Genomic DNA, 22,043 nt, shown 5'->3' with positions numbered 1-22,043 from the left:
CGGCGAGTTGTTTCGCCGTACGCGTACGGTGCGCATGCCCACTGCGTACCGTACGCATTCCCGACGCATTCCTGACGAATTCTTGACGTACTTCTGATGCATTCCCTCCGCGTATCAGCTCTCCGTGCCGGCGACTTCAGCAGTCGCATTGCGCACACCTACACCCAGCCGACCGAACTCGCAGAAATCGATGACGCATTCGACCGCATCGCCTCCCGGCCGCAGTCCGGGATCCGTCCCGTATCGATCCGTGACGAACGGGCCGAGCGCCACGAACAATCCGGGTTCCGATCCCGGAAGAGCGGTCGGGAAATTCTCGTTCACCAGCTCATGAACCGGAGGTGTTCACCAGGGCGGGATTACTTCCGGCGACGCCCGATTCTTCCTGCTTCGCCGCCTGTCACGGTCGCTCGCGCGTACCCGCTCGCGGCGCCGGCACCGCCCCCGCCCCCATGGAGGCCGGTGCCATATGAGAGGGTCTGGCGAATGAGCGAGACACCACCGAACACCCTGCAGTACCGCTCTGACGGGCGAGAAGACGCTCCGGTCCTGGTCCTGGGGCCCTCGCTGGGGACCACCTGGCACATGTGGGACCGGCAGATACCCGAGCTCACGCGTGAGTGGCGGGTCGTGCGTTTCGACCTTCCCGGTCACGGCGGCGCCCCGGCCGAGCCCTTCACCTCCGTCGCCGAGCTCGGCGACCGGCTCCTCGCCACCCTCGACGCGATCGGCGTCCAGCGCTTCGGCTACGCGGGCTGCTCCCTCGGCGGCGCCGTCGGCCTCGACCTCGCGCTGCGCGCACCCCAGCGGGTCGCCTCGCTCGCGCTGGTCGCCACCTCGCCGCGGTTCGGCAGCGCCGACGAGTTCCGCCAGCGTGGGGTCATCGTCCGGACCAACGGCCTGGAGCCGATGGCCCGCACCGCCCCCGAGCAGTGGTTCACCCCGCTCTTCGCGGGCGCGCAGCCGGCCATCGTCGACTGGGCCGTCCAGATGGTCCGGACGACCGACCCCGCCTGCTACGTCGCCGCCTGCGAGGCGCTCGCGGTCTTCGACGTCCGCGAGGCGCTCGGCAGCATCGGCATCCCCGCCCTCGTCCTCGTCGGCTCCGAGGACCAGGTGACCGGCCCCGCCGAGGCCCGCACCCTGGTCGCCGGGATCGCCGACGCCCGGCTCGCCGTCGTCCCGGGCGCCTCGCACCTCGCCCCCGTCGAGCAGCCCGCCGCCGTCACGGACCTGCTCATCGAGCACTTCGCGGGCACCGCCCAGGAGTCCAGCGGCACCCTGACCGTGCCGCCGATGCCCGCCGTCCCGGTCCCCGCCGCCGAGCCCGCCCCGGCGGCCCCGCCCGCCGAGGCCGAGCCCGCCGGCCGCCCCGATCCGTACGTGACAGGCCTCGGCCTGCGCCGCGAGGTCCTCGGCGACGCCCATGTGGACCAGGCCCTCGCCGACGATCCCGACAGCGACTTCCAAGAACTCGTCACCCGGTACGCCTGGGGCGAGGTCTGGAGCCGCGAGGGCCTCGACCGGCGCACCCGCAGTGCCGTCACCCTCACGGCGCTCATCGCCGGCGGCCACCACGAGGCGCTCGCCGACCACACCCGGGCCGCCCTCCGCAACGGTCTCTCGCCCGACGAGCTCCGCGAGATCGTGCTCCACACCTCCGTGTACTGCGGCTTCCCGGCCGCCGAGTCCGCGCTGCGCGTGGTCACCCGCGTCATCCGGGAGGAGACGACGCCGCCCGCGTAACCTGGCCGCGTGAAGCTGACGAAGAAGTCCCATGCCTGCGTCCGGCTGGAGAAGGACGGGCGGACGCTCGTCCTCGACCCGGGGATGTTCACCGAGGAGGACGCGGTCCTCGGGGCCGACGCGCTGCTCGTCACCCACGAGCACCCGGACCACTTCGACGAGGGCCGGCTGCGCGCCGCCCTGGAGGCCAACCCGGCCGCCGAGATCTGGACGCTGCGGAGCGTCGCCGAACAGCTCTCGGCGGCCTTCCCCGGCCGGGTGCACACCGTCGGCCACGGCGACACGTTCACGGCCGCCGGCTTCGACGTCCAGGTCCACGGCGAGCTGCACGCGGTGATCCACCCCGACATCCCGCGCATCACCAACGTGGGCTTCCTCGTCGACGACGGCACCGTCTTCCACCCCGGCGACGCGCTGACCGTCCCGGACCGGCCGGTCGAAACCCTGCTGCTGCCCGTCATGGCCCCCTGGAACAAGATCTCCGAGGTCATCGACTACGTCCGCGAGGTCCGGCCGCGCCGGGCGTACGACATCCACGACGCCCTGCTCACCGACCTCGCCCGGCCGATCTACGACCGGCAGATCGGCGCACTCGGCGGCACCGACCACTCCCGCCTCGCCCCCGGCGCCTCCGCCGAGCTCTGAATCCGCGCACTGTCACACCCCGCCAGTAGGCTTGCCTCCATGCGCATCGCCACCTGGAACGTCAACTCGATCACCGCCCGGCTGCCCCGCCTCCTGGCCTGGCTGGAGAGCACCGGCACCGACGTGCTGTGCATCCAGGAGACCAAGTGCACCGCCGAGCAGTTCCCCACCGAGGAGCTGCGCGCGCTGGGGTACGAGTCGGTGGTCAACGCCACCGGACGGTGGAACGGCGTGGCCCTGGTCTCCCGCGTCGGCCTCGCGGACGTGGTCACCGGCCTGCCCGGCGGCCCCGAGTACGAGGGCGTGCAGGAGCCGCGGGCCATCTCCGCGACCTGCGGCCCGGTCCGCGTCTGGTCGGTCTACGTGCCGAACGGCCGCGAGGTCACCCACGACCACTACGCGTACAAGCTGCGCTGGCTCGACGCGCTCAAGGCGGCCGTCGCGGACGACGCGGCGGGGGAGCGCCCCTTCGCCGTCCTCGGCGACTACAACATCGCCCCGGCCGACGAGGACGTCTGGGACATCGCCGAGTTCGAGGGCCTCACGCACGTCACGGAGCCGGAGCGGGCCGCCCTCGCGGGCCTGCGCGAGACCGGTCTGGCCGACGTGGTCCCGCGCCCCCTCAAGTACGACCACCCGTACACGTACTGGGACTACCGCCAGCTCCGCTTCCCGAAGAACAAGGGCATGCGCATCGACCTGGTCTACGGCAACAAGCCCTTCGCCGAGGCGGTCTCCGACAGCTATGTGGACCGCGAGGAGCGCAAGGGCAAGGGCGCCTCGGACCACGCGCCCGTCGTGGTCGACCTCGACGTCTAGACCCTCCCCGCACGCTCCCTCCACCCCCGCGGCCACGCTTCGCCGCAGGTGGGGGCCCGGCGCGCGCCGAGATGATCTCCGCGCGCCGGGTGGTCGACCCGCAGGTGACGGTGCGACGCTGTTCGGATGAACATTCCGTTTCTGGACCACTGGCGCAAGCGTCATGAGACCGAGGACTCCGAGGGGCCCCTGGCCGCGGCCTTCGACCGTGACCCCGAGGGACTGGGGGAGCTGCTCTCCGAGTGCGAGCTGCTCCGCGCCCGCGTCGAGGAGGCCGGAGTGGCGCTCGACGACAGCCCCCGCTCCCTCCAGGAGCTGGACCAGCTGCCGCCCCGCTGGCGGGACGACCCGGAGGAGCTTCCCTGGATCGGCAACGACGCCGGTCTCTACCTCGGCACCGTGATCGTCCGGAACGTCCCCGGGGCCCGCTGGCAGGTGTGGCCCGGCGGCGGCCCCGTCGTACGCCTGGCCTCCGGCCGGGAGATCCAGGTCGTCGAGGCCGGTCTCGACTGGGCGATGACGGGTGCGCCGGAGCTGTACCAGGTGTACGCGGAGACCGCCGAGTACTGACGCGGCGCACCCTTACGAGCCCCTCCGCACCCCTGCCCCCGCCACCCTGTTGCAGTAAATACGGCTTATTCCGGTTTCATGCGTGTCGGCCGTGAAGTCCCTTTTTCTGGTGGATAGTTTGCGCTGACCGCGACACCGCTGAGAAATGGGGCAGGGCAGCGTATGGCCGTCGTCGATCCGCTGATCGAACTGCGTGGTGTCAACAAGCACTACGGTGCGCTGCACGTCCTCCAGGACGTGGACCTCACGGTCGGCCGCGGTGAGGTCGTCGTCGTCATCGGTCCCTCCGGCTCCGGGAAGTCCACCCTGTGCCGGGCGATGAACCGGCTGGAGCGCGTCGAGTCGGGCGAGATCGTCATCGACGGGCAGCCCCTCCCCGACGAGGGCAAGGCGCTCGCCCGGCTGAGGGCCGAGGTCGGCATGGTCTTCCAGTCCTTCAACCTCTTCGCGCACAAGACCGTCCTCGCCAATGTCTCCCTCGCGCAGATCAAGGTCCGCAAGCGCAAGAGGGAGGAGGCCGACGGGCGTTCGCGCGAACTCCTCGACCGGGTCGGCCTCGCCGCGCACGCAGAGAAGTACCCGGCGCAGCTCTCCGGCGGCCAGCAGCAGCGCGTGGCCATCGCCCGCGCCCTCGCCATGGACCCCAAGGCCCTCCTCTTCGACGAGCCGACCTCCGCGCTCGACCCCGAGATGATCAACGAGGTCCTGGAGGTCATGCAGCAGCTCGCCCGGGACGGCATGACGATGGTGGTCGTCACCCACGAGATGGGCTTCGCCCGCTCCGCGGCCAACCGGGTCGTCTTCATGGCCGACGGACGCATCGTCGAGGACCGCACGCCCGAGGAGTTCTTCACCAGTCCGCGCAGCGAGCGCGCCAAGGACTTCCTCTCCAAGATCCTCAAGCACTGAGCGGGGCGGCAACCATGCAGCGTACGCACCGGACCCTGCCCGCGCTCGCCCTGTTGCTCGCCGCCGCGGCGACGCTCGGCGGCTGCGGCCGTCCGGGCAGCCCGCCCGTCAAGGGCCCGCAGCCCGACCAACTCCCCTTCTACCAGGTCCAGTCGGGCTTCACCCTGCCCGATTCACGTACCTGGAACCGAGCGAAGAAGCGCGGCCGGCTCGTCGTCGGCGCCAAGGAGGACCAGCCGTACATGGGGGAGAAGGACCCCGCCACCGGCCGCTACTCCGGCTTCGACATCGAGATCGCCAAGATGATGGCGGCCTCCCTCGGCTTTGAACCGGCCGGCATCGACTTCCGCACGATCGCCTCGGCCAACCGCGAGACCGCCCTGCAGAACGGCCAGATCGACTACTACGTCGGCACCTACACCATCAACGACAACCGCAAGAAGCTCGTCGGCTTCGCCGGCCCCTACTACCAGGCGGGCCAGTCCCTCCTCGTCCGCACCGACGAGACCGACATCACCGGACCCCAGGACCTCGCCGGCAAGCGGGTCTGCTCGGCCGCCGGATCCACCCCGTACCAGCGCATCGAGAAGGACTACCCGAAGGCCGAACTCGTCGCCTACGACACCTACTCCGTCTGCGTGGACAACCTGCTGACCTACCAGGTCGACGCGGTCACCACCGACGACACGATCCTCATGGGGTACGCCGCCAAGGTCCCCGACGAACTCAAGGTCGTCGGCAAGCCGTTCTCCGAGGAGCCGTACGGCATCGGCGTCCCGCACGGCGATGACGCCCTGCGCTTCGCCCTCGACGACGCCATCGCCGCCCACGAGAAGAACGGCGACTGGAAGAAGGCCTACGACGCCACCCTCGGCCTCTCCGGGGTCCCCGCCCCGACGCCGCCCGCCATCGACCGCTACCCGGCGAGCTGATCCGGAGGGACCCCCACATGGAGTCACTGACATGGACGTCCTGACCGACAACTTCTCGCTCTACGGCGAGGGATTCCTCGGCACCGTCGAACTGACCGTCTACGCCTCGGCGTTGGCCCTCGTGCTGGGCTTCGTCATGGCTTCGTTCCGGGTCGCGCCCGTGGGCTCCTTCCGGGTCTTCGGGACGGTCTGGGTCACCGTCCTGCGCAACACCCCGCTGACGCTGCTCTTCTTCGCGGTGATGCTGGGCCTGCCACGCTTCGGACTCGTCCTGCCCTTCGAGGTGTTCGCGGTCCTCGCGCTCGGCTGCTACACCTCCGCCTTCATCTGCGAGGTCCTGCGCTCCGGCATCAACACCGTGCCGCGCGGCCAGGGAGAGGCGGCCCGCAGCCTGGGCATGACCTTCACCCAGACCCTCGGGGCGGTGGTCCTGCCGCAGGCCTTCCGCACGGTCATCCCGCCCATCGGCTCCACCCTGATCGCCCTCGCCAAGAACTCGGCGATCGCCGGCGCCTTCAGCGTCACCGAACTCCTCGGCACCTACAAGACGTTGAGCGAGCTCGGCTACAACATCGTCTGGACGTTCGTCTGGATCGCCGTCGGATACCTGATCATCACCCTCACCATCAGCGCGATCTTCCACGTCCTGGAGAAGCGCTGGGGAGTCGCCCGATGACCGAGTCCACCGCCCTCTACGACATCCCCGGGCCGCACGCCCGGCGGCGGCACCTTCTCTACGGCCTCGCGTCCACCGTCGTGATCCTGGCCCTGGCCGGCTGGTTCCTCCATCTCCTCTTCGACACCGAGCAGTTCACCTCCACCAAGTGGTCGCCCTTCCTCTACGAGGGCATCCAGGAGCTCCTGCTCGAAGGCCTCGGCAACACCCTCAAGGCCTTCGCGTACGCCTCGGTGCTCTCGCTCGCGCTGGGTGCCGTCCTCGCAGCCGGACGGCTCTCCGAGCACCGCGTGCTGCGGTGGACCTCGACCCTCCTCGTCGAGTTCTTCCGCGCGATGCCCGTCCTCGTGATGATCTTCTTCATTTTCGTGGCGCTGAAGGTGCAGCCGCTGCCCGCGCTCGTCGCCGGACTGACCCTCTACAACGGCTCGGTGCTCGCCGAGGTCTTCCGCACCGGCATCCACGCCGTCGCGCGCGGCCAGGGCGAGGCCGCGTACGCGCTCGGCATGCGCAAGACGCAGGTCATGACCTACGTCCTCGTGCCGCAGGCCGTGCGCGCCATGCTGCCGGCCATCATCAGCCAGCTCGTGGTGGCCCTCAAGGACACCTCGCTCGGCTTTCTCATCACCTACGAGGAGTTCCTGCACGCCGGCAAGCTGATCGCGTCGAACCTCGACTACGACCTGCCGTTCATCCCCGTCGTGCTGGTCATCTCACCGATCTACATCGGGATGTGCATGCTGCTCTCCTGGTTCGCCACCTGGGTGGCCCGCCGAGAGCGCCGCAACCCGAAGACAAAGGCCGTGGACGTCGCGCCGGCCGAACCGGGAACGCTGCTGCCGGGAGCGCAGTAGCTGCTGTGAAGCCCTGCCCGCCCGGCAGCAGCCGGTGATCACTTCTCCCGCAGCGGTACCGACACGTACGACGGGTCGGCCGACGGGGAGGAGAAGGTCAGCTGCGCGCCGGTCGGGTTGTGCTCGATGTAGAGCGCGTCGACGGTGTCGACGACCAGGGCGAGCCGGTGGCCGGCCGGTACGTCGTACGCCGTGGAGAACAGCTCCAGATCGACGGCGAACGGCTGCCCCGGCGTCTTGCCGTGGAAGGTGTACGGGGCGTTGCTGACCAGCTTGCCCACGCCGAGGGGGCCCACGTCGTAGAGGTACGCGACGAGGGTGCCGCTCTCCTTCGTGGAGGTGACCGTGGTGTGCACCTTCGCCGTGCCGCGCACCCGCTGCGGGGTGGCGTACCGCTCGGACTGCCACACGCCGGCGAAGGCGCGGGGGAGCAGGGGGACGGAGACGGTGGGCGGGGTGCGGAGGAACTGGTCCAGGAGGTTGGTCAGCAGGGTGATGCCGCCGTTGGCGCCGGAGTCGACGTTCGCCCAGATCCGCTGCGTGCCGTCGAGGTCGAACTTCCGCTGGTTGGCGTGGACCGACTTCCAGTCCGGGTAGCCCTCGTAGCCGCTGGTGGAGCGGGACTTGAGCTGGACGGGCTGCTCGCGGTCGATGCCGTTGTCGACGCCCTTGAGGTGGTGGTCGAACCAGCGGTGGGCGTTGGTCCAGGTGTCGTTGGGGAGCCCGAGGATGCCGGTGGCCTCGGCGGTGGCGTGGTCGCCGGGGCGGAACTCCAGCCGCTTGGGGCCGGTGAGCTTCTCGTAGAAGCTCGCGTACTGGTTGGGCGGGAAGATGGTGTCGCCCCAGGCGTTGCCGAGCATGATCGCGGCGCCGTTGGTGTTGATCCGGTCCAGGTACGTGGCGGGGGACCGCTTGCGGCCCCAGGCGATCATCTCGTCCTCCTTGTCGAGGTTCGACGAGAGGAAGTCGCCCAGGATCTCCTTGAGTTCGGGGCCGGGCCGCCCTGTGAGATACCCGGCGCCGCCGAGCAGGGCGGCGGCCTGGAGGTGCTGGGTGCGGCCGCTGTAGATGGACTCGATGAGGTCGGCCCAGCCGCTGAGCGCGGCGACGGCCTTGACCCTGGGGTCGTGCGCGGCGGCGAGCAGGCTGATCCCGGCGCCGTACGAGACTCCCGCCATGCCGACGCGGTCGGCGTCGGCCGGGGTGTTCGCGAGGGCCCAGTCGATGACCTTCGAGGCGTCGGCGACGTCCTTCGGCCCGGCGGTCTCGATCTCGCCTCCGGACTGCCAGAAGCCGCGGGAGTTGTAACTCACCACGACGTAACCGGAGTCGGCGAGCTTCTGGGCCTGGGCGAGGTACTCGATCTGGGGCATGGCCCAGCTCGTGGGCAGCACGATCAGGGGAAGGCGGGCCGAAGCGGCGGCGCCGGCGGGGGTGACGACGTTCGCCTTGAGGACGGTGCCGCCCTCCCCGGCGATGTCGACGAAACGGATACCGGTCTCCGCGGCCTGGGCGGCGGGGGCCAGGGCGAGGGCCGTCCCGGCCACGAGAGCGGCCGAGACGGCGAGGGCCAGGGGTGTGCGTCGCACGGGTCACTCCTCACTGGGGTACTGCTGGGGAGGCAGTACGGGCACTGATGGGGGGCAGTGAAAGTGACCCGACGGTAACCGCGAGGTCGTACCCGGGGTAACCAGTGAGTAAGTTACGTGCGGGTAACGATTGGGGTCGGGGTGGCGGCCTCCGAGTCCAGGAGGGCAACGGCTTCCCGGAAGTCGGCGTGCGCCTCCTCGTACCGCTCGACGGCCACCAGGAACGTCGAGCGGTCGGTCAGCGCGCGGGCGCACGCGCTCGGATCCGCCGGCCGTCGGCGGGCGAGCGCGACACCTTCGTCGAAGAGCGGGCGGAGCGTCTCCTCGTAGGTCCGGGGGTGCCGAACCTCGAAGAGCGCCGACCGGAGCGTCAGCCGGTGGTGATCGAGTGCCGGGGTGTCCAGCGGCGGGTCGTCGCCCTCCGCCGCGCGTGCGGGGATGCCGTCGACGTACGCCCTGAAGGTGTCGTTCGACCAGTCGCGGAGCTCATGGCCGAGCGGCGGCCCCGGTGCCTCCCGAGACCCGGCCGGCTCGACGGCCCGGCCCGACAGGGCGAGCAGGGTCGCCCAACGCGCGAGGAGGTCGCCAGGATCGCTCGAGTCGCCGGACCGCGCGAGCCGGGCCAGGAGGGCGAGGACCTCCTGCCGGTCCGCGCGCGCCTCGCCGCCGCGCCCGGCGGCGTCGAGCATCCTGGAGCGGTGGACCAGCGCCCACACGACGAGGGCCCGCGGCGCCGAGCCCTCCTCGGCCTCGCGTCGGGTGTCGTCCACGAGCCGGGCGCGCACCTCCAGAGCCTCCTGGTGCCGCCCTGCGGCATCCAGCGCGGCAGACCAGGCCACCAGGTCGCCGAAGGAAGGCCCGGACCGCGCGGCCCGTGCGTCCAGCGCGCAGACGTCCGCCGCCTCGCTGTGCCGCCCCTCCTCGGCCAGGACCGCCGCCAGCCGGCCCCCGAACCCGTTCCTCGCCGCGCCCCGAAGATCCAGACTGTGCCGCGCCACCGCGGCCAACTCCTCGCACACCGCCAGCCCTTCGGCGCGCCGTCCGAGAGCGAACAGCGCGTGCTGGTACGAGTGCAGGGCCAAGCAGAGGAGCCTCGCCCCCTGCGGCTCGGAGGTGTCGAGGGCCCGTGCGGCCTCCACCTGCTCGGCGTGCACCACGATCCGCAGGTCCGGACGGTTCCGGAACCCCGGCTCGTAGCAGTACGAGGTCAACGCCTGTACCAGCTTCGGGAGATAGGCGGCCGGGCTCACCTTCGCCAGCACCCGGTAGGCCTCGACCTCTTGGGACCGGGACAGCCGGCCCGACCCGAGGAGCATCGTCCGCGCCCGCAGTACCGCATCGTGATCGACGTTCTCGGAGTGATTCATGACGGCGATTCTGGAAGCCGGGCAAGGGGCCGGACAAGGCTCGGCGACTGTGCGATCAGTCCTACGAAAACCGCCCCTGAGCTGTCATGATGGATACGTCATCACCCTTGGACCACTCCTGACGGGAGGCGCGGTGGGGGACGCGAGCGAGGTGCCGGACGTCTTCGACCCGCGGATCTACGCCGCCGGGATCCCGCACGACCGCTTCCGGGCGCTGCGCGACCACGCGCCCGTCGCCCGGCAGGCGGAGCCGGAGATCCTGGGGTGGCCCGCCGGACCCGGATTCTGGGCGGTCACACGCCACTCCGACGTCGTCCGGGTGCTCAAGGACTCCCGCACGTACTCCTCGTCCCTCGGTGCCACTCAGATCCGCGACCCCGACCCCGCCGACCTGCCGTTCATCCGCCGCATGATGCTCAACCAGGACCCGCCGGAACACGGCAGGTTGAGGCGGCTCGTCAGCCGGGCCTTCACGCCGGGACGGATCGAGCGGTTCGCCGCCACCGCACGGGAGCGGGCCCGAGGCCTGATCGGGGAGGCGGTCGCGACCGGTGGCGAGGTCGACCTCGTCCGGACCGTCACCGACGACTACGCCCTGCTCAACCTCACCGACCTGCTCGGCATCCCCGCGAGCGACCGGGGACTGCTCCACGCCTGGACCGAACGGGTCATCGCCTACCAGGACCCCGACGAGCCCCCCGTCCTCGACGCCGAGGGGCGGCCGGTCAACCCCCGGTCGCCCGCGATGCTCGCCGAGATGTTCGGCTACGCGCAGGAACTCGCCGCGTACAAGCGCACGCACCCCGCCGATGACGTGATGACCTCGCTCGCCACCTCCGAACTCGCCGACGCCGAACTGGAGATGTTCTTCTTCCTGCTCACCGTCGCCGGCAACGACACCGTCCGCAGCGCCGCCCCCGGCGGACTTCTCGCCCTCGCCGAACACCCCGGAGAGCAGGCCCGCCTGTGGGGCGGGAAGGTCTCCATGGAGACGGCCGTGGACGAACTCCTGCGCGTGCACCCGCCCGTGCTGTCCTTCCGCCGCACGGCCGCCCGGGACACCGTGCTCGCCGGGCAGGCGATCGCGGCGGGCGACAAGGTCGTCGTCTTCCACGCCTCCGCCAACCACGACGAGCGCGCCTTCGCCGCACCCCACCGCCTCGACCTCGGACGGAGCCCGAACCCGCACGTCTCCTTCGGCGACGGCCCGCACGTCTGCCTCGGCGCCCACTTCGCCCGGCTTCAGCTCCGGGTGCTGTACGAGGAGGCGCGCGCGGCCTGCGGAGGCGTGGAGCTCGCCGGGCCGCCCCGCAGACTGGTGTCCAACTTCATCAACGGGATCAAGTCGCTGCCGGTGTGGCTGAAGGAGCCGACAGCGCGGCCCGTGTGACGTCGGCGACGAGCTCCACGACGTCGGGGCCGTAGGCCTGCGAGTTGACCACCTTCAGGAGCAGCGCGAAGGAGCCGTCCGCCCCGTACTTGCCGGCCAGCTCCTTGTGGTGGCGGGCCAGATGTCTCGCCGCGGCCTGATTGGTGACCGCGGCCTGGCCGCAGAGGAGGAACACGGGACGGACGCCCTCGCCGCGGGTGAGGCGGGCGAGGACGACGTACTCGGTCACTCCCCACTCGGCGCGGTAGGTCTCGCCCGCCACGGTGAGCATCCCCCGGTCCTCGCTCGGTTCCTGCTCGACGTTCATCGTGAGTCCCGGCAGCAGGTTCGGCAGATGGGCTGCCATGCGCCGGTTGGAGTAGGGGCCTCCGATGCAGAACTCCGCTATCTCGCCCAGGCCCTGACGGGCCGTGTCGTGCTGCACGATGCGGGTGCGTGCCCCGCAGTCCTTGACCAGCGCCGACAGTTCGAGCAGCGCCGAGACATCGGTGGCGTGCACGCTGCGCTCGCTGCCGGCCAGCCGGTTCACCACGAGCAGGCACTCCGAGCCGGAGGGCAGGCCGAAGAAGGCCTGCTTGCGGCGGAGCCCCCGCCGCCAGAGGTAGGTGCGGGCCAGCCATCCCAAGGAGGCGCTGACCCCGGTCGCCAGGACCCCGAGCACGATGTTCCGCACGTCTTCGTTCATGGGCGCGCATGCTATCGGCGGACCGGTCCCTTGTTCGAGGCGGTCCTGACGGAAGGGGCGGGAGGAAGTTACGCTGCGCGGACGGTCGTTGACTGGAGGTAGGAATGCGTCGCTCCGCCGCTGGAATGGTCTCCGCTGTCGCCATCGCGGCGACGGTGCTCTCGATGGGCGCCGCCGCCCCGGCCCAGTCGCCGCCGGCTGCCCCGCCGCCACCCGTCAAGGAGCCCGTCGCGGTCGGCTACGGCGGAGCGGTCGCCAGCGTCGACGCCGACGCCTCGGCCGCCGGCATCGAGGTCCTCCGCAAGGGCGGCAACGCCGTGGACGCGGCCGTCGCCGTCGCCGCGGCGCTCGGTGTCACCGAGCCCTACTCCGCGGGGATCGGGGGCGGCGGCTACTTCGTGTACTACGACGCCAAGAGCCGTACGGTCCACACCGTCGACGGCCGGGAGACGGCACCCCGCTCCGCCGACGCGAAGCTCTTCACGGAGAACGGCAAGCCGATCCCCTTCGAGGAGGGCATGACCAGCGGCCTCGGCGTCGGCACCCCCGGCACCCCGGCGACCTGGAAGACCGCCCTCGACGCCTGGGGCAGCAAACGCCTGTCCACCCTCCTCGCGCCCGCCGAGCGGCTCGCCCGCGAGGGATTCACCGTCGATCCCACCTTCCGGTCCCAGACCGCCGCCAACGAGGCCCGGTTCCGCGACTTCCCGGCCACCTCCGAGCTCTTCCTGCCCGGCGGCCAACTGCCCGTGGTCGGTTCGGTGTTCAAGAACCCCGACCTGGCCCGTACGTACGAGACGCTCGGCCGCGAAGGCATCGGGGCCCTCTACCGGGGGCCCCTCGCCCGGGACATCGTCGACACCGTCCGCAAGCCCCCCGTCCGCGAGGGCGCCACCCGGACCGTCCGCCCCGGCGACCTGACGGTGCGTGATCTCGGCGCGTACCGCACCGAGTTCCGCAAGCCGACGAAGATCGCGTACCGCGGGCTCGACGTCTACGGCATGGCGCCGTCCTCCTCCGGCGGTACGAGCGTCGGCGAGGCGCTCAACATCCTGGAGGGCACCGACCTCGCCACCGCCACTCCGGCCGGCTATCTCCACCGGTTCATCGAGGCCAGCCGGATCGCCTTCGCCGACCGGGGCCGCTGGGTCGGCGACCCGGCCTTCGAGTCCGTGCCGACCCGCGAACTGCTCTCCCAGCGCTACGCCGACTCCCGCGCCTGCCTGATCCGCGACGACGCCGTCCTGACCAGCCCGCTCGCGCCCGGCGACCCCCGCGACCCCGCGCCCTGCGCGAGCGGCGGGACCGCGGCCCCGACCACGTACGAGGGCGAGAACACCACTCATCTGACGGCCGCCGACAAGTGGGGCAACGTCGTCGCCTACACCCTGACCATCGAGTCCACCGGCGGCAGCGGGATCACCGTGCCCGGCCGGGGCTTCCTGCTCAACAACGAGCTGACCGACTTCTCCTTCGCCCCGGCGAACCCGGCCGTGCACGACCCGAACCTGCCCGGGCCCGGCAAGCGCCCGCGCTCCTCGATCTCGCCGACGATCGTCCTCGACCGGCATGACCGGCCCGTCCTCGCCCTCGGCTCGCCGGGCGGCGCGACCATCATCACGACGGTCCTCCAGACCCTCACCGGGGTCGTCGACCGGGGCCTGCCGCTCGTCGACGCGATCGCCGCGCCCCGCGCGAGCCAGCGCAACCAGGCCACCACCGAACTCGAACCCGGCCTGTGGAACAGCCCGCTGAAGGCCGAGCTTGAGGGCATCGGGCACGGCTTCCGGCAGAACCCGGAGATCGGCGCGGCCACAGGTGTGCAGCGGCTGCCCGACGGCCGCTGGGTGGCCGCAGCGGAGACGGTCCGCAGGGGCGGCGGCTCGGCGATGGTGGTCCGGCCCGCGGGTGGCCGGTAGGGAGTCTCCCGGCGTCCGACGGGGGCGCGCTGCCACCGGGCGCGCGTTCCCGCACGCGGGTCCGGTCGGCGCGCGTCCTACAGGGCCGTGAGCACGCGCGGACCGTCGTCCGTGATCGCGACCGTGTGCTCGGCGTGGGACGCGCGCGAGCCGTCGAGCGTACGGATCGTCCAGCCGTCCCGCGCCGTGTAGTGGTCGTCCGTGCCGCCGCCGATGAGCATCGGCTCGATCGCGAGCACCATCCCGTGCCGCAGCTTCATGCCGCGACCCGGGCGCCCCTCGTTCGGGACGCCCGGGTCCTCGTGCATGGTCCGGCCGATGCCGTGGCCGCCGAAGCCGTCCGGGATGCCGTAGCCCGCGCCGCGGCACACCCGGCCGATCGCGTGCGCGATGTCGCCGATGCGGTTGCCGACGACGGCCGCCGCGATGCCCGCCTCCAGGGCCTCCTCCGCCGCGGCGATCAGCCGCGTGTCCTCCGGCCGGGCCGGGCCGACGGTGAAGCTGATCGCCGAGTCGCCCGCCCAGCCGCCGAGCAGGGCCCCGCAGTCCACCGAGACCAGATCGCCCGGGGCGAGCCGGGTGTCGTCCGGGATGCCGTGCACGATCGCGTCGTTCACGGAGAGGCACACGACCGCTGGGAACGGCACCGGAGCCCAGTCCGGGTGGTAGTCGAGGAACGGCGAACCGGCGCCCGCCTCCGCCAGGACCTCCCGCGCGGCACGGTCCAGTTCGGTCAGCGCGACACCGGGCGCCGCCTTCTCGCGCACGGCCGCGAGGGCCCGTGCCACCACCCGCCCCGACTCGCGCATCGCCGCCAGGGACTCGTTCGTCTTGATCTCCACCATGCCAATTACTATACCGGTATTAGAATGGCGTCATGGTGCGCACACCCCTGACCCCCGAAGAGCGCGAGCGCGGCGAGCGCCTGGGCCTCCTCCTGCGCTCGGCGCGCGGCGAGCGGTCCATGGTCGAGATCGCGGCCGCGGCCGGCCTGTCCGCCGAGACCCTCCGCAAGATCGAGACCGGACGGGCCCCGACGCCGGCCTTCTTCACCGTCGCGGCCCTCGCCCGGGTCCTCGACCTCTCCATGGACGAACTGGTGGTGCTCTGCACCCCGGCTCCCGCCCCGGCCCCGGCCCCGGTCTGACGGGGCCGGTCCGACGGCGCAGGCTCCGCCTGGACGGCCGGCAGGGGCCTCAGAGGGAGACGGCCAGCTGCACCCGGCTGTGGCGCGGGCGCTCGATCTCGTCCAGGAGCGCGAGCGCCAGGTCGGCGTGCCCGATGCGGCCCGGCCCCTCGACGACGGTGCCCACGGCCGTGCGGTACGCGCCCGTCCGCTCCGCCTCCGCGTTCAGGTCCAGCGGCGGCACCACCATCAGCCAGTCGAGCTCCGGCCCCGCCTCGGCCGACAGCAGCTCGAACTCGGCCACGTGCCCCTGGGCGAAGGCGCGCCACGCCGCAGGGAACTCGGGCGCGTCCATGAGCCGCACCCCGGGCGCGGTCTCCAGGGTCGTCGCGATCCCGAGGGTGAGCAGCCGCCGCACCCCCGCCTCGGCCAGGCCGCCGACCAGGGCCTTCGCCGCGGCCGTGAAGTACTCCTCCGAGGGCAGGTCCAGGCGGGCCGCCGCGTGCACCACCGCGTCGTGGCCGGCCACGAGCGCCGCCACCGAGACGGCGTCCGTCGCGTCTCCCCGTACGAGCGTGACTCCTTCGCCCTCCAGATCGCGGTACGCCGCCGGGTCGCGGACCACGGCCGTCACCCGGTGGCCCCGGGCCACCGCCTCCGCGACGGCCGCCCGGCCGACCCGCCCGCCCGCGCCGAAGACCGCGATGCTCATGATGTCGTTGCTGCTGTCGGCCTTGTTGCCGTTCTCGATGTCCATGCCCGGACCGTAGAACGGAGGTCCCTGGTTACTTCAACGGTACTGGGCTAGCGTCGGCCCCATGCCTGATCAGCCCGTCCCCACCGTGCCGTTGGACCCCGCCCGCTTCGACGACCCCGACTGCGCCGCGAGCCCGGCCCAGCCCTTCCGCGTCGGCGACAAGTGGACCGGAATGGTCCTGCGCTGCCTGGAGGACGGCACGCCCCGCCGCTTCACCGAACTGCGCGTGCCCCTGCACTGGATCACCCCCAAGGTCCTCACCGAGACCCTCCGCTCCATGGAGCGGAACGGCTTCGTCACCCGGACCGTCCACGACGAGAACCCGCCCCGCGTCGAGTACACCCTCACGCCCCTCGGGCGCTCGCTCATCGGACCGCTCGACACGGCCTGCGACTGGGCCCGCGCCCACGCCCCCGCCATCACGGAGGCCCGCGCCTCGTACGAGCAGGGCAGCCCGGTGGCGTAGTGCGGGATGCGGGATGGCCACCCCCTAGGCTCCTGCGCATGATTCCCGAGGAACTGCGGCGCGGCCGCTACGTGAGCCTGACGACCTTCCGCAAGAACGGCACGGGGGTCGCGACGCCCGTCTGGTACGCGGTGGAGGGCTCCGAGCTGTACGCGTGGACCCGCACCGACTCCTGGAAGGTCAAGCGGCTGCGGAACGACCCGCGGGTCGAGCTCGCCGTCTGCGACGTGCGGGGCAACATCGCCGAGGGCGCCACGCGCTTCCCCGGCGAGGGCCGGCTGGTCGAGGGGGAGGAGCTGGGCCGGATCCGGGGCCTGCTCTCGCGCAAGTACACCTGGCAGTACTGGCTGACCGACGTCCCGGCCATGATCGTCCGGCTCGGCAAGCGCCCGCACACCGGAATCGTCGTGCGGCTGGGCTCCGCCGAATCCGCCGAGTGAGGCACCCGCCCGAAAACGGACCGTAGTCGTCCCGTAACACGACTGCGGTCCAATACCCGCGGACCGGAAGGTTCCAGTCGACGGCGGGGCAGGTGCGGATCGCATGACGGTACATCAACTCCCGGTGGAAGTAGCGGCCTTCGCGCAGTGGTTGACGGAGCTCGCGGGCCGGCTCCGGCCGGACGCCGGGTGGTACGGCGTCTTCGCCGAGCGCGACCCGGACGGGCTGCGGGCCTGCTTCGACGGCGCGGAGATCCTCCCCTGGGACGTCGTCGAGGCGCTGCTCCAGGACGCCGGTGAGCCCGCCGGCGGGCCGCTCGCCACCCGGGCCGGGGCGCTGTACGCGGCGGCGGCCACCGCCCACGACCGGCGCCCCGGCGGGGCCGCCGCCCTCGCCGAGCGCCGGGACCTGATGGAGCAAGAGCGCCGCTACGCCGAGTCCCGCGCCCGCGAGCTGGGGGAGCGGCTCCGCGCCGCCGCAGGGGCGGCCGAGGCGGCCGGCCTGGAGAACGACCTCGCCTGGGTCCGCGACGACCACACCCGGGCCACCGCCCGCGTCACCGAACTGACCGCGCGACTGGACCGCCTCGGGGCGGCCGCGGGGACCGCACCGGCCCCGCCGCCGCCCCCGCCCGCCAAGCGCCGCCCCCGGGGCGCCCGGTACGCCTGGCTGGAGGAGAGCGCCGAGGAGCAGACGGCCGCGGTCGCCGTTCCCGTGCTGCCCACCGGGGGAGCGGCCCCGCGGGGCGCGAGGTTCGGCGGTGGCGAACCCGGCGTGGCCACCCGGGCTCCCGCCCCCGCCTCCGACGCGGCGGGCGGGGCCTCCGCCCCCGCAGAGGCCGGCCGCGCCGCCGCCAATGCCGTCTACGCCCTCCAGCGGCTCCGTGCCCGGGGCCGCAGCGGCGAGGCGCACGCCCTGCTCTGCGAGGCGCTCACCGGCCCGCCGGACCGGCTGCCCGCCCTCGCCGTCGAGCTGCACCGGGCCGGCCTCGCCGCCGACTGGTCCACCCTGCTCTGGGAGGCGGCCTCGCTGCCGCCCGGCCGGCTCGCCGCCGTCGCCGGGGTCCTCGCCGACGCGGGCAGGGCCGCCGACTGCGACCAGCTCCTCCGGCAGGGCGTGGCCCGCCCCGTGGAGGAGCTCGCCGGGGCGTGCGCCGCCCTGCGCGGCGACGGCCACCACCGTGAGGCGCACGCGCTGCTCACCGCCTTCGTCCGGGTCCGGACCCCGGAGGACGCCGCCCGCCTCGCGGGCGAGGACCCGCGCGGACTCGTCCCCCAGCTCCTCGGCGCGGCGCGCGCGGTGTCCGTGACCCGGGAGCGCGACCTGCTGCACGCCCTGCGCGTGGCGGGCCTGTCGGGCGCGACGGGCGCCTGATCCGGAGCGGCGGCGGCACTCCTCACGGGGGCGTGTCCCTACTTGCCGGTACGTGTCGGTACGTGTCCGACGTGGACCACTCGGGTATGAAACATGATCGACGCCGCCGCTTCGCGACGGTGGTCTTGCTCCGGGGTGTGACGGGGCTTACGTTCTCCTCCTACGCCCCGCGTCTACGGGCGTAGAGGCTCTCTGACGCCGTGCCGAAGGAGCAGCTCATGACCGACGTCGTACGCGCCGCACTCGTCCAGGCGACCTGGACCGGCGACACCGAATCCATGATCGCCAAACACGAGGAACACGCCCGGGAGGCCGCCCGGCAGGGCGCCAAGGTGATCGGCTTCCAGGAGGTGTTCAACGCCCCCTACTTCTGCCAGGTCCAGGAGCCCGAGCACTACCGCTGGGCCGAGCCCGTCCCCGACGGCCCGACCGTCAGCCGGATGAAGGCCCTCGCCCGGGAGACCGGGATGGTGATCGTCGTCCCCGTCTTCGAGATCGAGGGCGAGGGCTTCTACTACAACACCGCGGCCGTCATCGACGCCGACGGCACCTACCTCGGCAAGTACCGCAAGCACCACATCCCGCAGGTCAAGGGCTTCTGGGAGAAGTACTACTTCCGCCCGGGCAACGCCGGCTGGCCGGTCTTCGACACCGCCGTCGGCAAGGTCGGCGTCTACATCTGCTACGACCGCCACTTCCCCGAGGGATGGCGCCAACTCGGACTCAATGGCGCCCAGTTGGTCTACAACCCCTCGGCCACCTCGCGCGGCCTCTCCTCCCACCTCTGGCAGCTGGAGCAGCCCGCCGCCGCCGTCGCCAACGAGTACTTCGTCGCCGCGATCAACCGCGTCGGCCAGGAGGAGTACGGCGACAACGACTTCTACGGCACCAGCTACTTCGTCGACCCTCGCGGCCAGTTCGTCGGCGAGGTCGCCTCCGACAAGACCGAGGAACTCGTCGTCCGCGACCTCGACTTCGGACTCATCGAGCAGGTGCGGCAGCAATGGGCCTTCTACCGGGACCGCCGCCCCGACGCGTACGACGGGCTGGTGCGTCCGTGAGCAGCCTCTTCGACCGGCACAAGGCCGTCATCCCCGACTGGGTCGCCCTCTACTACAAGGACCCGATCGAGATCACCCACGGCGAGGGCCGCCACGTCTGGGACGCCGACGGACGCAGGTACCTCGACTTCTTCGGCGGCATTCTCACCACCATGACCGCCCACGCCCTGCCCGAGGTCACCAAGGCCGTCGCCGAGCAGGCCGGGCGGATCATCCACTCCTCCACGCTCTACCTCAACCGGCCCATGGTGGAGCTCGCCGAGCGGATCGCCGGCCTCTCCGGCATCCCCGACGCCCGCGTCTTCTTCACCACCTCGGGCACCGAGGCCAACGACACGGCCCTGCTCCTGGCCACCGCGTACCGCCGCTCGAACCAGATCCTCGCGATGCGCAACAGCTACCACGGCCGCTCCTTCTCCACCGTCGGCATCACCGGCAACCGCTCCTGGTCGCCGACCGGCCTCTCCCCGCTCCAGACGCTGTACGTGCACGGTGGCGTCCGCAACCGCGGCCCCTACGCCCAGTACACCGACGAGCGGTTCGTCGACGCCTGCGTCGCCGACCTCGAAGACCTCCTCGGCCACACCCGGGACGTCGCCGCCCTCATCGCCGAACCCGTCCAGGGCGTCGGCGGCTTCACCTCCCCGCCCGACGGCCTGTACGCCGCCTTCCGGCGCGTCCTCGACCGGCACGGCATCCTCTGGATCGCCGACGAGGTGCAGACCGGCTGGGGCCGCACCGGCGACCACTTCTGGGGCTGGCAGGCCCACGGCCAGGCCGGACCGCCCGACATCCTCACCTTCGCGAAGGGCATCGGGAACGGCATGTCCGTCGGCGGGGTCGTCGCCCGCGCCGAGATCATGAACTGCATCGACGCCAACTCCATCTCCACCTTCGGCGGTTCGCCGATCACCATGGCCGCAGGCCTGGCCAACCTCTCCTACCTCCTGGAGCACGACCTCCAGGGCAACGCCCGCCGCGTCGGCGGTCTCCTCGTCGAGCGCGTGCGGGCCGCGGCCGCGGGCGTGGACGCCGTACGGGAGGTGCGGGGCCGCGGCCTCATGATCGGCGTCGAACTCACCGAGCCGGGCACCGACAAGGCCGACCCGGAGGCGGCCTCCGCCGTCCTGGAGGCGGCCCGGGAGCGCGGCCTGCTCATCGGCAAGGGCGGCGGGCACAACACCAGCGTCCTGCGGATCGCCCCACCGCTCTCGCTCACCGTCGCCGAGGCCGAGGAAGGCGCCGCGATCCTCGAAGAGGCACTCGGAGCCCTGTAGTTCACCCCTTCTCAGGCAGGAGAGTCCCGTGAGCACCCGTATCCTCGTCCGGGGCGGTCTCGTCGTCACCGCCTCCGACGAACTCCACGCCGACGTGCTGATCGAGGACGGCCGGATCGTCGCCCTCGCCGCCCACGGCTCGGACGTGGCGGCCGGCTGGACCGCCGACCGGACCATCGACGCCACCGACCGCTACGTGCTGCCCGGCGGCGTCGACGCCCACACCCACATGGAGCTGCCCTTCGGCGGCACCGCCGCCTCCGACACCTTCGAGACCGGCACCCGCGCCGCCGCCTGGGGCGGCACCACCACCATCGTCGACTTCGCGGTCCAGACCGTCGGCCGGAGCCTGCGCGAGGGACTCGACACCTGGTACGCCAAGGCCGACGGCAACTGCGCGATCGACTACGGCTTCCACATGATCCTCTCCGACGTGAACGAGCACACGCTCAAGGAGATGGACCGGCTCGTCCAGGAGGGCGTGAGCTCGTTCAAGCTCTTCATGGCCTACCCGGGGGTCTTCTACTCGGACGACGGCCGGATCCTGCGCGCCATGCAGCGCTCCGCCGACAACGGCGGGCTGATCATGATGCACGCCGAGAACGGCATCGCGATCGACGTCCTCGTCGAGCAGGCGCTCGCCCGCGGCGAGACCGACCCCCGCTATCACGGGGAGGTCCGCAAGGTCCTGCTGGAGGCGGAGGCCACCCACCGCGCGATCCAGCTCGCCCGGGTCGCCGGCGCCCCGCTCTACGTCGTCCACGTCTCCGCCGAGGAGGCGGTCGCGGAGATCGCCGCCGCCCGCGACAAGGGGCTGCCCGTCTTCGGCGAGACCTGCCCCCAGTACCTCTTCCTCTCCACCGACAACCTCGCGGAACCCGGCTTCGAGGGAGCCAAGTACGTCTGCTCCACCCCGCTCCGCCCCAAGGAGCACCAGGCGGCGCTCTGGCGCGGACTGCGGACCAACGACCTCCAAGTGGTCTCCACCGACCACTGCCCCTTCTGCTTCACGGGGCAGAAGGACCTCGGTCGCGGGGACTTCTCCAAGATCCCCAACGGCCTCCCGGGCGTGGAGAACCGCATGGACCTCCTCCACCAGGCGGTCGTCGAGGGACACATCTCCCGGCGTCGCTGGATCGAGATCGCCTGCGCCACGCCCGCCCGGATGTTCGGCCTCTACCCGCAGAAGGGCACGATCGCGCCCGGCGCCGACGCCGACGTCGTCATCTACGACCCGAACGCCCGCCAGACCCTCTCCGCGAGCACCCACCACATGAACGTCGACTACTCCGCGTACGAGGGGAAGGCGATCACCGGACAGGTCGAGACCGTCCTCTCGCGCGGCGAACTCGTCATCGACCAGCGGAAGTACGTCGGTCACGCCGGACACGGCTCCTTCACCCCCCGCTCCACCTGTCAGTACCTGAACTGAACCCCGAA

Annotated in this window: 23 protein-coding genes; 17 read left to right on the top strand and 6 right to left on the bottom strand. The window is 71.9% G+C overall.

Features of this window, described 5'->3' with window-relative positions; genetic code table 11:
• Nucleotides 1-114 precede the first annotated feature (114 nt).
• A complete protein-coding gene (locus SGA01_RS17695) occupies nucleotides 115-324 on the bottom strand; it encodes a hypothetical protein (protein WP_141297455.1) in 210 nt (69 codons plus the stop codon).
• Between the two features lie 162 nt (nucleotides 325-486).
• Between SGA01_RS17695 and pcaDC the strand changes: the two genes are divergently transcribed.
• The 8 genes from pcaDC to SGA01_RS17655 all read left to right on the top strand — a co-directional run bounded on the left by pcaDC (nucleotide 487) and on the right by SGA01_RS17655 (nucleotide 7,151).
• Entirely contained in the window at nucleotides 487-1,746 is a 1,260-nt protein-coding gene (gene pcaDC, locus SGA01_RS17690; RefSeq protein ID WP_141297454.1) for a bifunctional 3-oxoadipate enol-lactonase/4-carboxymuconolactone decarboxylase PcaDC, read from the top strand.
• Between the two features lie 9 nt (nucleotides 1,747-1,755).
• Nucleotides 1,756-2,391 carry an MBL fold metallo-hydrolase gene (locus SGA01_RS17685; RefSeq protein WP_141297453.1) on the top strand — a complete coding sequence of 212 codons (636 nt, stop codon included), beginning with the start codon at nucleotides 1,756-1,758 and terminating at the stop codon, nucleotides 2,389-2,391.
• A 39-nt stretch (nucleotides 2,392-2,430) separates the two neighbouring features.
• Nucleotides 2,431-3,210: an exodeoxyribonuclease III gene (locus tag SGA01_RS17680; protein WP_141297452.1), complete on the top strand. Its 780-nt coding sequence runs from the start codon at nucleotides 2,431-2,433 to the stop codon at nucleotides 3,208-3,210.
• Nucleotides 3,211-3,336: 126 nt separating this feature from the next.
• Complete coding sequence (locus tag SGA01_RS17675) at nucleotides 3,337-3,780, top strand: DUF6278 family protein (RefSeq protein ID WP_055640622.1); 444 nt, start codon at nucleotides 3,337-3,339, stop codon at nucleotides 3,778-3,780.
• Between the two features lie 162 nt (nucleotides 3,781-3,942).
• Nucleotides 3,943-4,689, top strand: a complete 747-nt coding sequence (locus tag SGA01_RS17670) for an amino acid ABC transporter ATP-binding protein (protein ID WP_141297451.1) — start codon at nucleotides 3,943-3,945, stop codon at nucleotides 4,687-4,689.
• A 14-nt stretch (nucleotides 4,690-4,703) separates the two neighbouring features.
• Nucleotides 4,704-5,621, top strand: coding sequence for a glutamate ABC transporter substrate-binding protein (locus tag SGA01_RS17665; protein WP_141297450.1), 918 nt, complete (start codon nucleotides 4,704-4,706; stop codon nucleotides 5,619-5,621).
• Between the two features lie 31 nt (nucleotides 5,622-5,652).
• Nucleotides 5,653-6,297, top strand: a complete 645-nt coding sequence (locus SGA01_RS17660; RefSeq protein ID WP_141297449.1) for an amino acid ABC transporter permease — start codon at nucleotides 5,653-5,655, stop codon at nucleotides 6,295-6,297.
• On the top strand, nucleotides 6,294-7,151 hold the full coding sequence (locus SGA01_RS17655) for an amino acid ABC transporter permease (protein WP_141297448.1): 858 nt from the start codon (nucleotides 6,294-6,296) through the stop codon (nucleotides 7,149-7,151). The genes SGA01_RS17660 and SGA01_RS17655 overlap by 4 nt, the downstream gene beginning before the upstream one ends.
• 38 nt (nucleotides 7,152-7,189) lie before the next feature.
• Here the strand turns inward: SGA01_RS17655 and SGA01_RS17650 are convergent, their stop codons facing one another.
• Nucleotides 7,190-8,740: a CocE/NonD family hydrolase gene (locus SGA01_RS17650; protein ID WP_141297447.1), complete on the bottom strand. Its 1,551-nt coding sequence runs from the start codon at nucleotides 8,738-8,740 to the stop codon at nucleotides 7,190-7,192.
• A gap of 113 nt (nucleotides 8,741-8,853) precedes the next feature.
• Nucleotides 8,854-10,107, bottom strand: coding sequence for a hypothetical protein (locus SGA01_RS17645; RefSeq protein ID WP_141297446.1), 1,254 nt, complete (start codon nucleotides 10,105-10,107; stop codon nucleotides 8,854-8,856).
• A 133-nt stretch (nucleotides 10,108-10,240) separates the two neighbouring features.
• Here SGA01_RS17645 and SGA01_RS17640 point away from each other — a divergent pair, with 133 nt between their 5' ends.
• The gene (locus SGA01_RS17640) at nucleotides 10,241-11,497 is read left to right on the top strand and encodes a cytochrome P450 (RefSeq protein WP_229917860.1); all 1,257 of its coding nucleotides are present in this window, start codon (nucleotides 10,241-10,243) and stop codon (nucleotides 11,495-11,497) included.
• On the opposite strand, the gene SGA01_RS17635 is transcribed toward SGA01_RS17640, so the two are convergent.
• Nucleotides 11,448-12,182, bottom strand: a complete 735-nt coding sequence (locus SGA01_RS17635; protein WP_141297444.1) for a hypothetical protein — start codon at nucleotides 12,180-12,182, stop codon at nucleotides 11,448-11,450. The two genes, SGA01_RS17640 and SGA01_RS17635, sit on opposite strands and share 50 nt — an antisense overlap.
• A gap of 104 nt (nucleotides 12,183-12,286) precedes the next feature.
• Here SGA01_RS17635 and ggt point away from each other — a divergent pair, with 104 nt between their 5' ends.
• On the top strand, nucleotides 12,287-14,101 hold the full coding sequence (gene ggt, locus SGA01_RS17630; RefSeq protein WP_141297443.1) for a gamma-glutamyltransferase: 1,815 nt from the start codon (nucleotides 12,287-12,289) through the stop codon (nucleotides 14,099-14,101).
• A gap of 77 nt (nucleotides 14,102-14,178) precedes the next feature.
• Here ggt and map read toward each other — a convergent pair whose 3' ends face one another.
• On the bottom strand, nucleotides 14,179-14,946 hold the full coding sequence (map, locus tag SGA01_RS17625) for a type I methionyl aminopeptidase (RefSeq protein ID WP_141297442.1): 768 nt from the start codon (nucleotides 14,944-14,946) through the stop codon (nucleotides 14,179-14,181).
• A gap of 32 nt (nucleotides 14,947-14,978) precedes the next feature.
• Here map and SGA01_RS17620 point away from each other — a divergent pair, with 32 nt between their 5' ends.
• Nucleotides 14,979-15,248, top strand: coding sequence for a helix-turn-helix domain-containing protein (locus tag SGA01_RS17620; protein WP_141297441.1), 270 nt, complete (start codon nucleotides 14,979-14,981; stop codon nucleotides 15,246-15,248).
• 49 nt (nucleotides 15,249-15,297) lie between these two features.
• Here the strand turns inward: SGA01_RS17620 and SGA01_RS17615 are convergent, their stop codons facing one another.
• A complete protein-coding gene (locus SGA01_RS17615) occupies nucleotides 15,298-15,984 on the bottom strand; it encodes an NAD(P)-dependent oxidoreductase (protein ID WP_229917857.1) in 687 nt (228 codons plus the stop codon).
• A gap of 61 nt (nucleotides 15,985-16,045) precedes the next feature.
• On the opposite strand from SGA01_RS17615, the gene SGA01_RS17610 reads away from it, so the two are divergent.
• From SGA01_RS17610 to hydA, 6 genes are all read left to right on the top strand, one after another.
• Nucleotides 16,046-16,450, top strand: a complete 405-nt coding sequence (locus SGA01_RS17610; protein WP_141297440.1) for a winged helix-turn-helix transcriptional regulator — start codon at nucleotides 16,046-16,048, stop codon at nucleotides 16,448-16,450.
• A 38-nt stretch (nucleotides 16,451-16,488) separates the two neighbouring features.
• Complete coding sequence (locus SGA01_RS17605; protein WP_141297439.1) at nucleotides 16,489-16,890, top strand: PPOX class F420-dependent oxidoreductase; 402 nt, start codon at nucleotides 16,489-16,491, stop codon at nucleotides 16,888-16,890.
• A 103-nt stretch (nucleotides 16,891-16,993) separates the two neighbouring features.
• Nucleotides 16,994-18,265 carry a UL36 very large tegument protein gene (locus SGA01_RS17600; protein ID WP_141297438.1) on the top strand — a complete coding sequence of 424 codons (1,272 nt, stop codon included), beginning with the start codon at nucleotides 16,994-16,996 and terminating at the stop codon, nucleotides 18,263-18,265.
• A gap of 218 nt (nucleotides 18,266-18,483) precedes the next feature.
• Nucleotides 18,484-19,326 carry a nitrilase-related carbon-nitrogen hydrolase gene (locus tag SGA01_RS17595; protein ID WP_141297437.1) on the top strand — a complete coding sequence of 281 codons (843 nt, stop codon included), beginning with the start codon at nucleotides 18,484-18,486 and terminating at the stop codon, nucleotides 19,324-19,326.
• The gene (locus SGA01_RS17590) at nucleotides 19,323-20,603 is read left to right on the top strand and encodes an aspartate aminotransferase family protein (RefSeq protein ID WP_055640607.1); all 1,281 of its coding nucleotides are present in this window, start codon (nucleotides 19,323-19,325) and stop codon (nucleotides 20,601-20,603) included. The genes SGA01_RS17595 and SGA01_RS17590 overlap by 4 nt, the downstream gene beginning before the upstream one ends.
• 28 nt (nucleotides 20,604-20,631) lie before the next feature.
• Nucleotides 20,632-22,035, top strand: coding sequence for a dihydropyrimidinase (gene hydA, locus SGA01_RS17585; protein ID WP_141297436.1), 1,404 nt, complete (start codon nucleotides 20,632-20,634; stop codon nucleotides 22,033-22,035).
• The last annotated feature ends 8 nt before the right edge of the window (nucleotides 22,036-22,043 follow it).

This window comes from Streptomyces gardneri, from assembly GCF_006539185.1.
Lineage (GTDB): Bacteria > Actinomycetota > Actinomycetes > Streptomycetales > Streptomycetaceae > Streptomyces > Streptomyces gardneri.
This window is presented reverse-complemented; position numbering and strand designations above follow the sequence as displayed.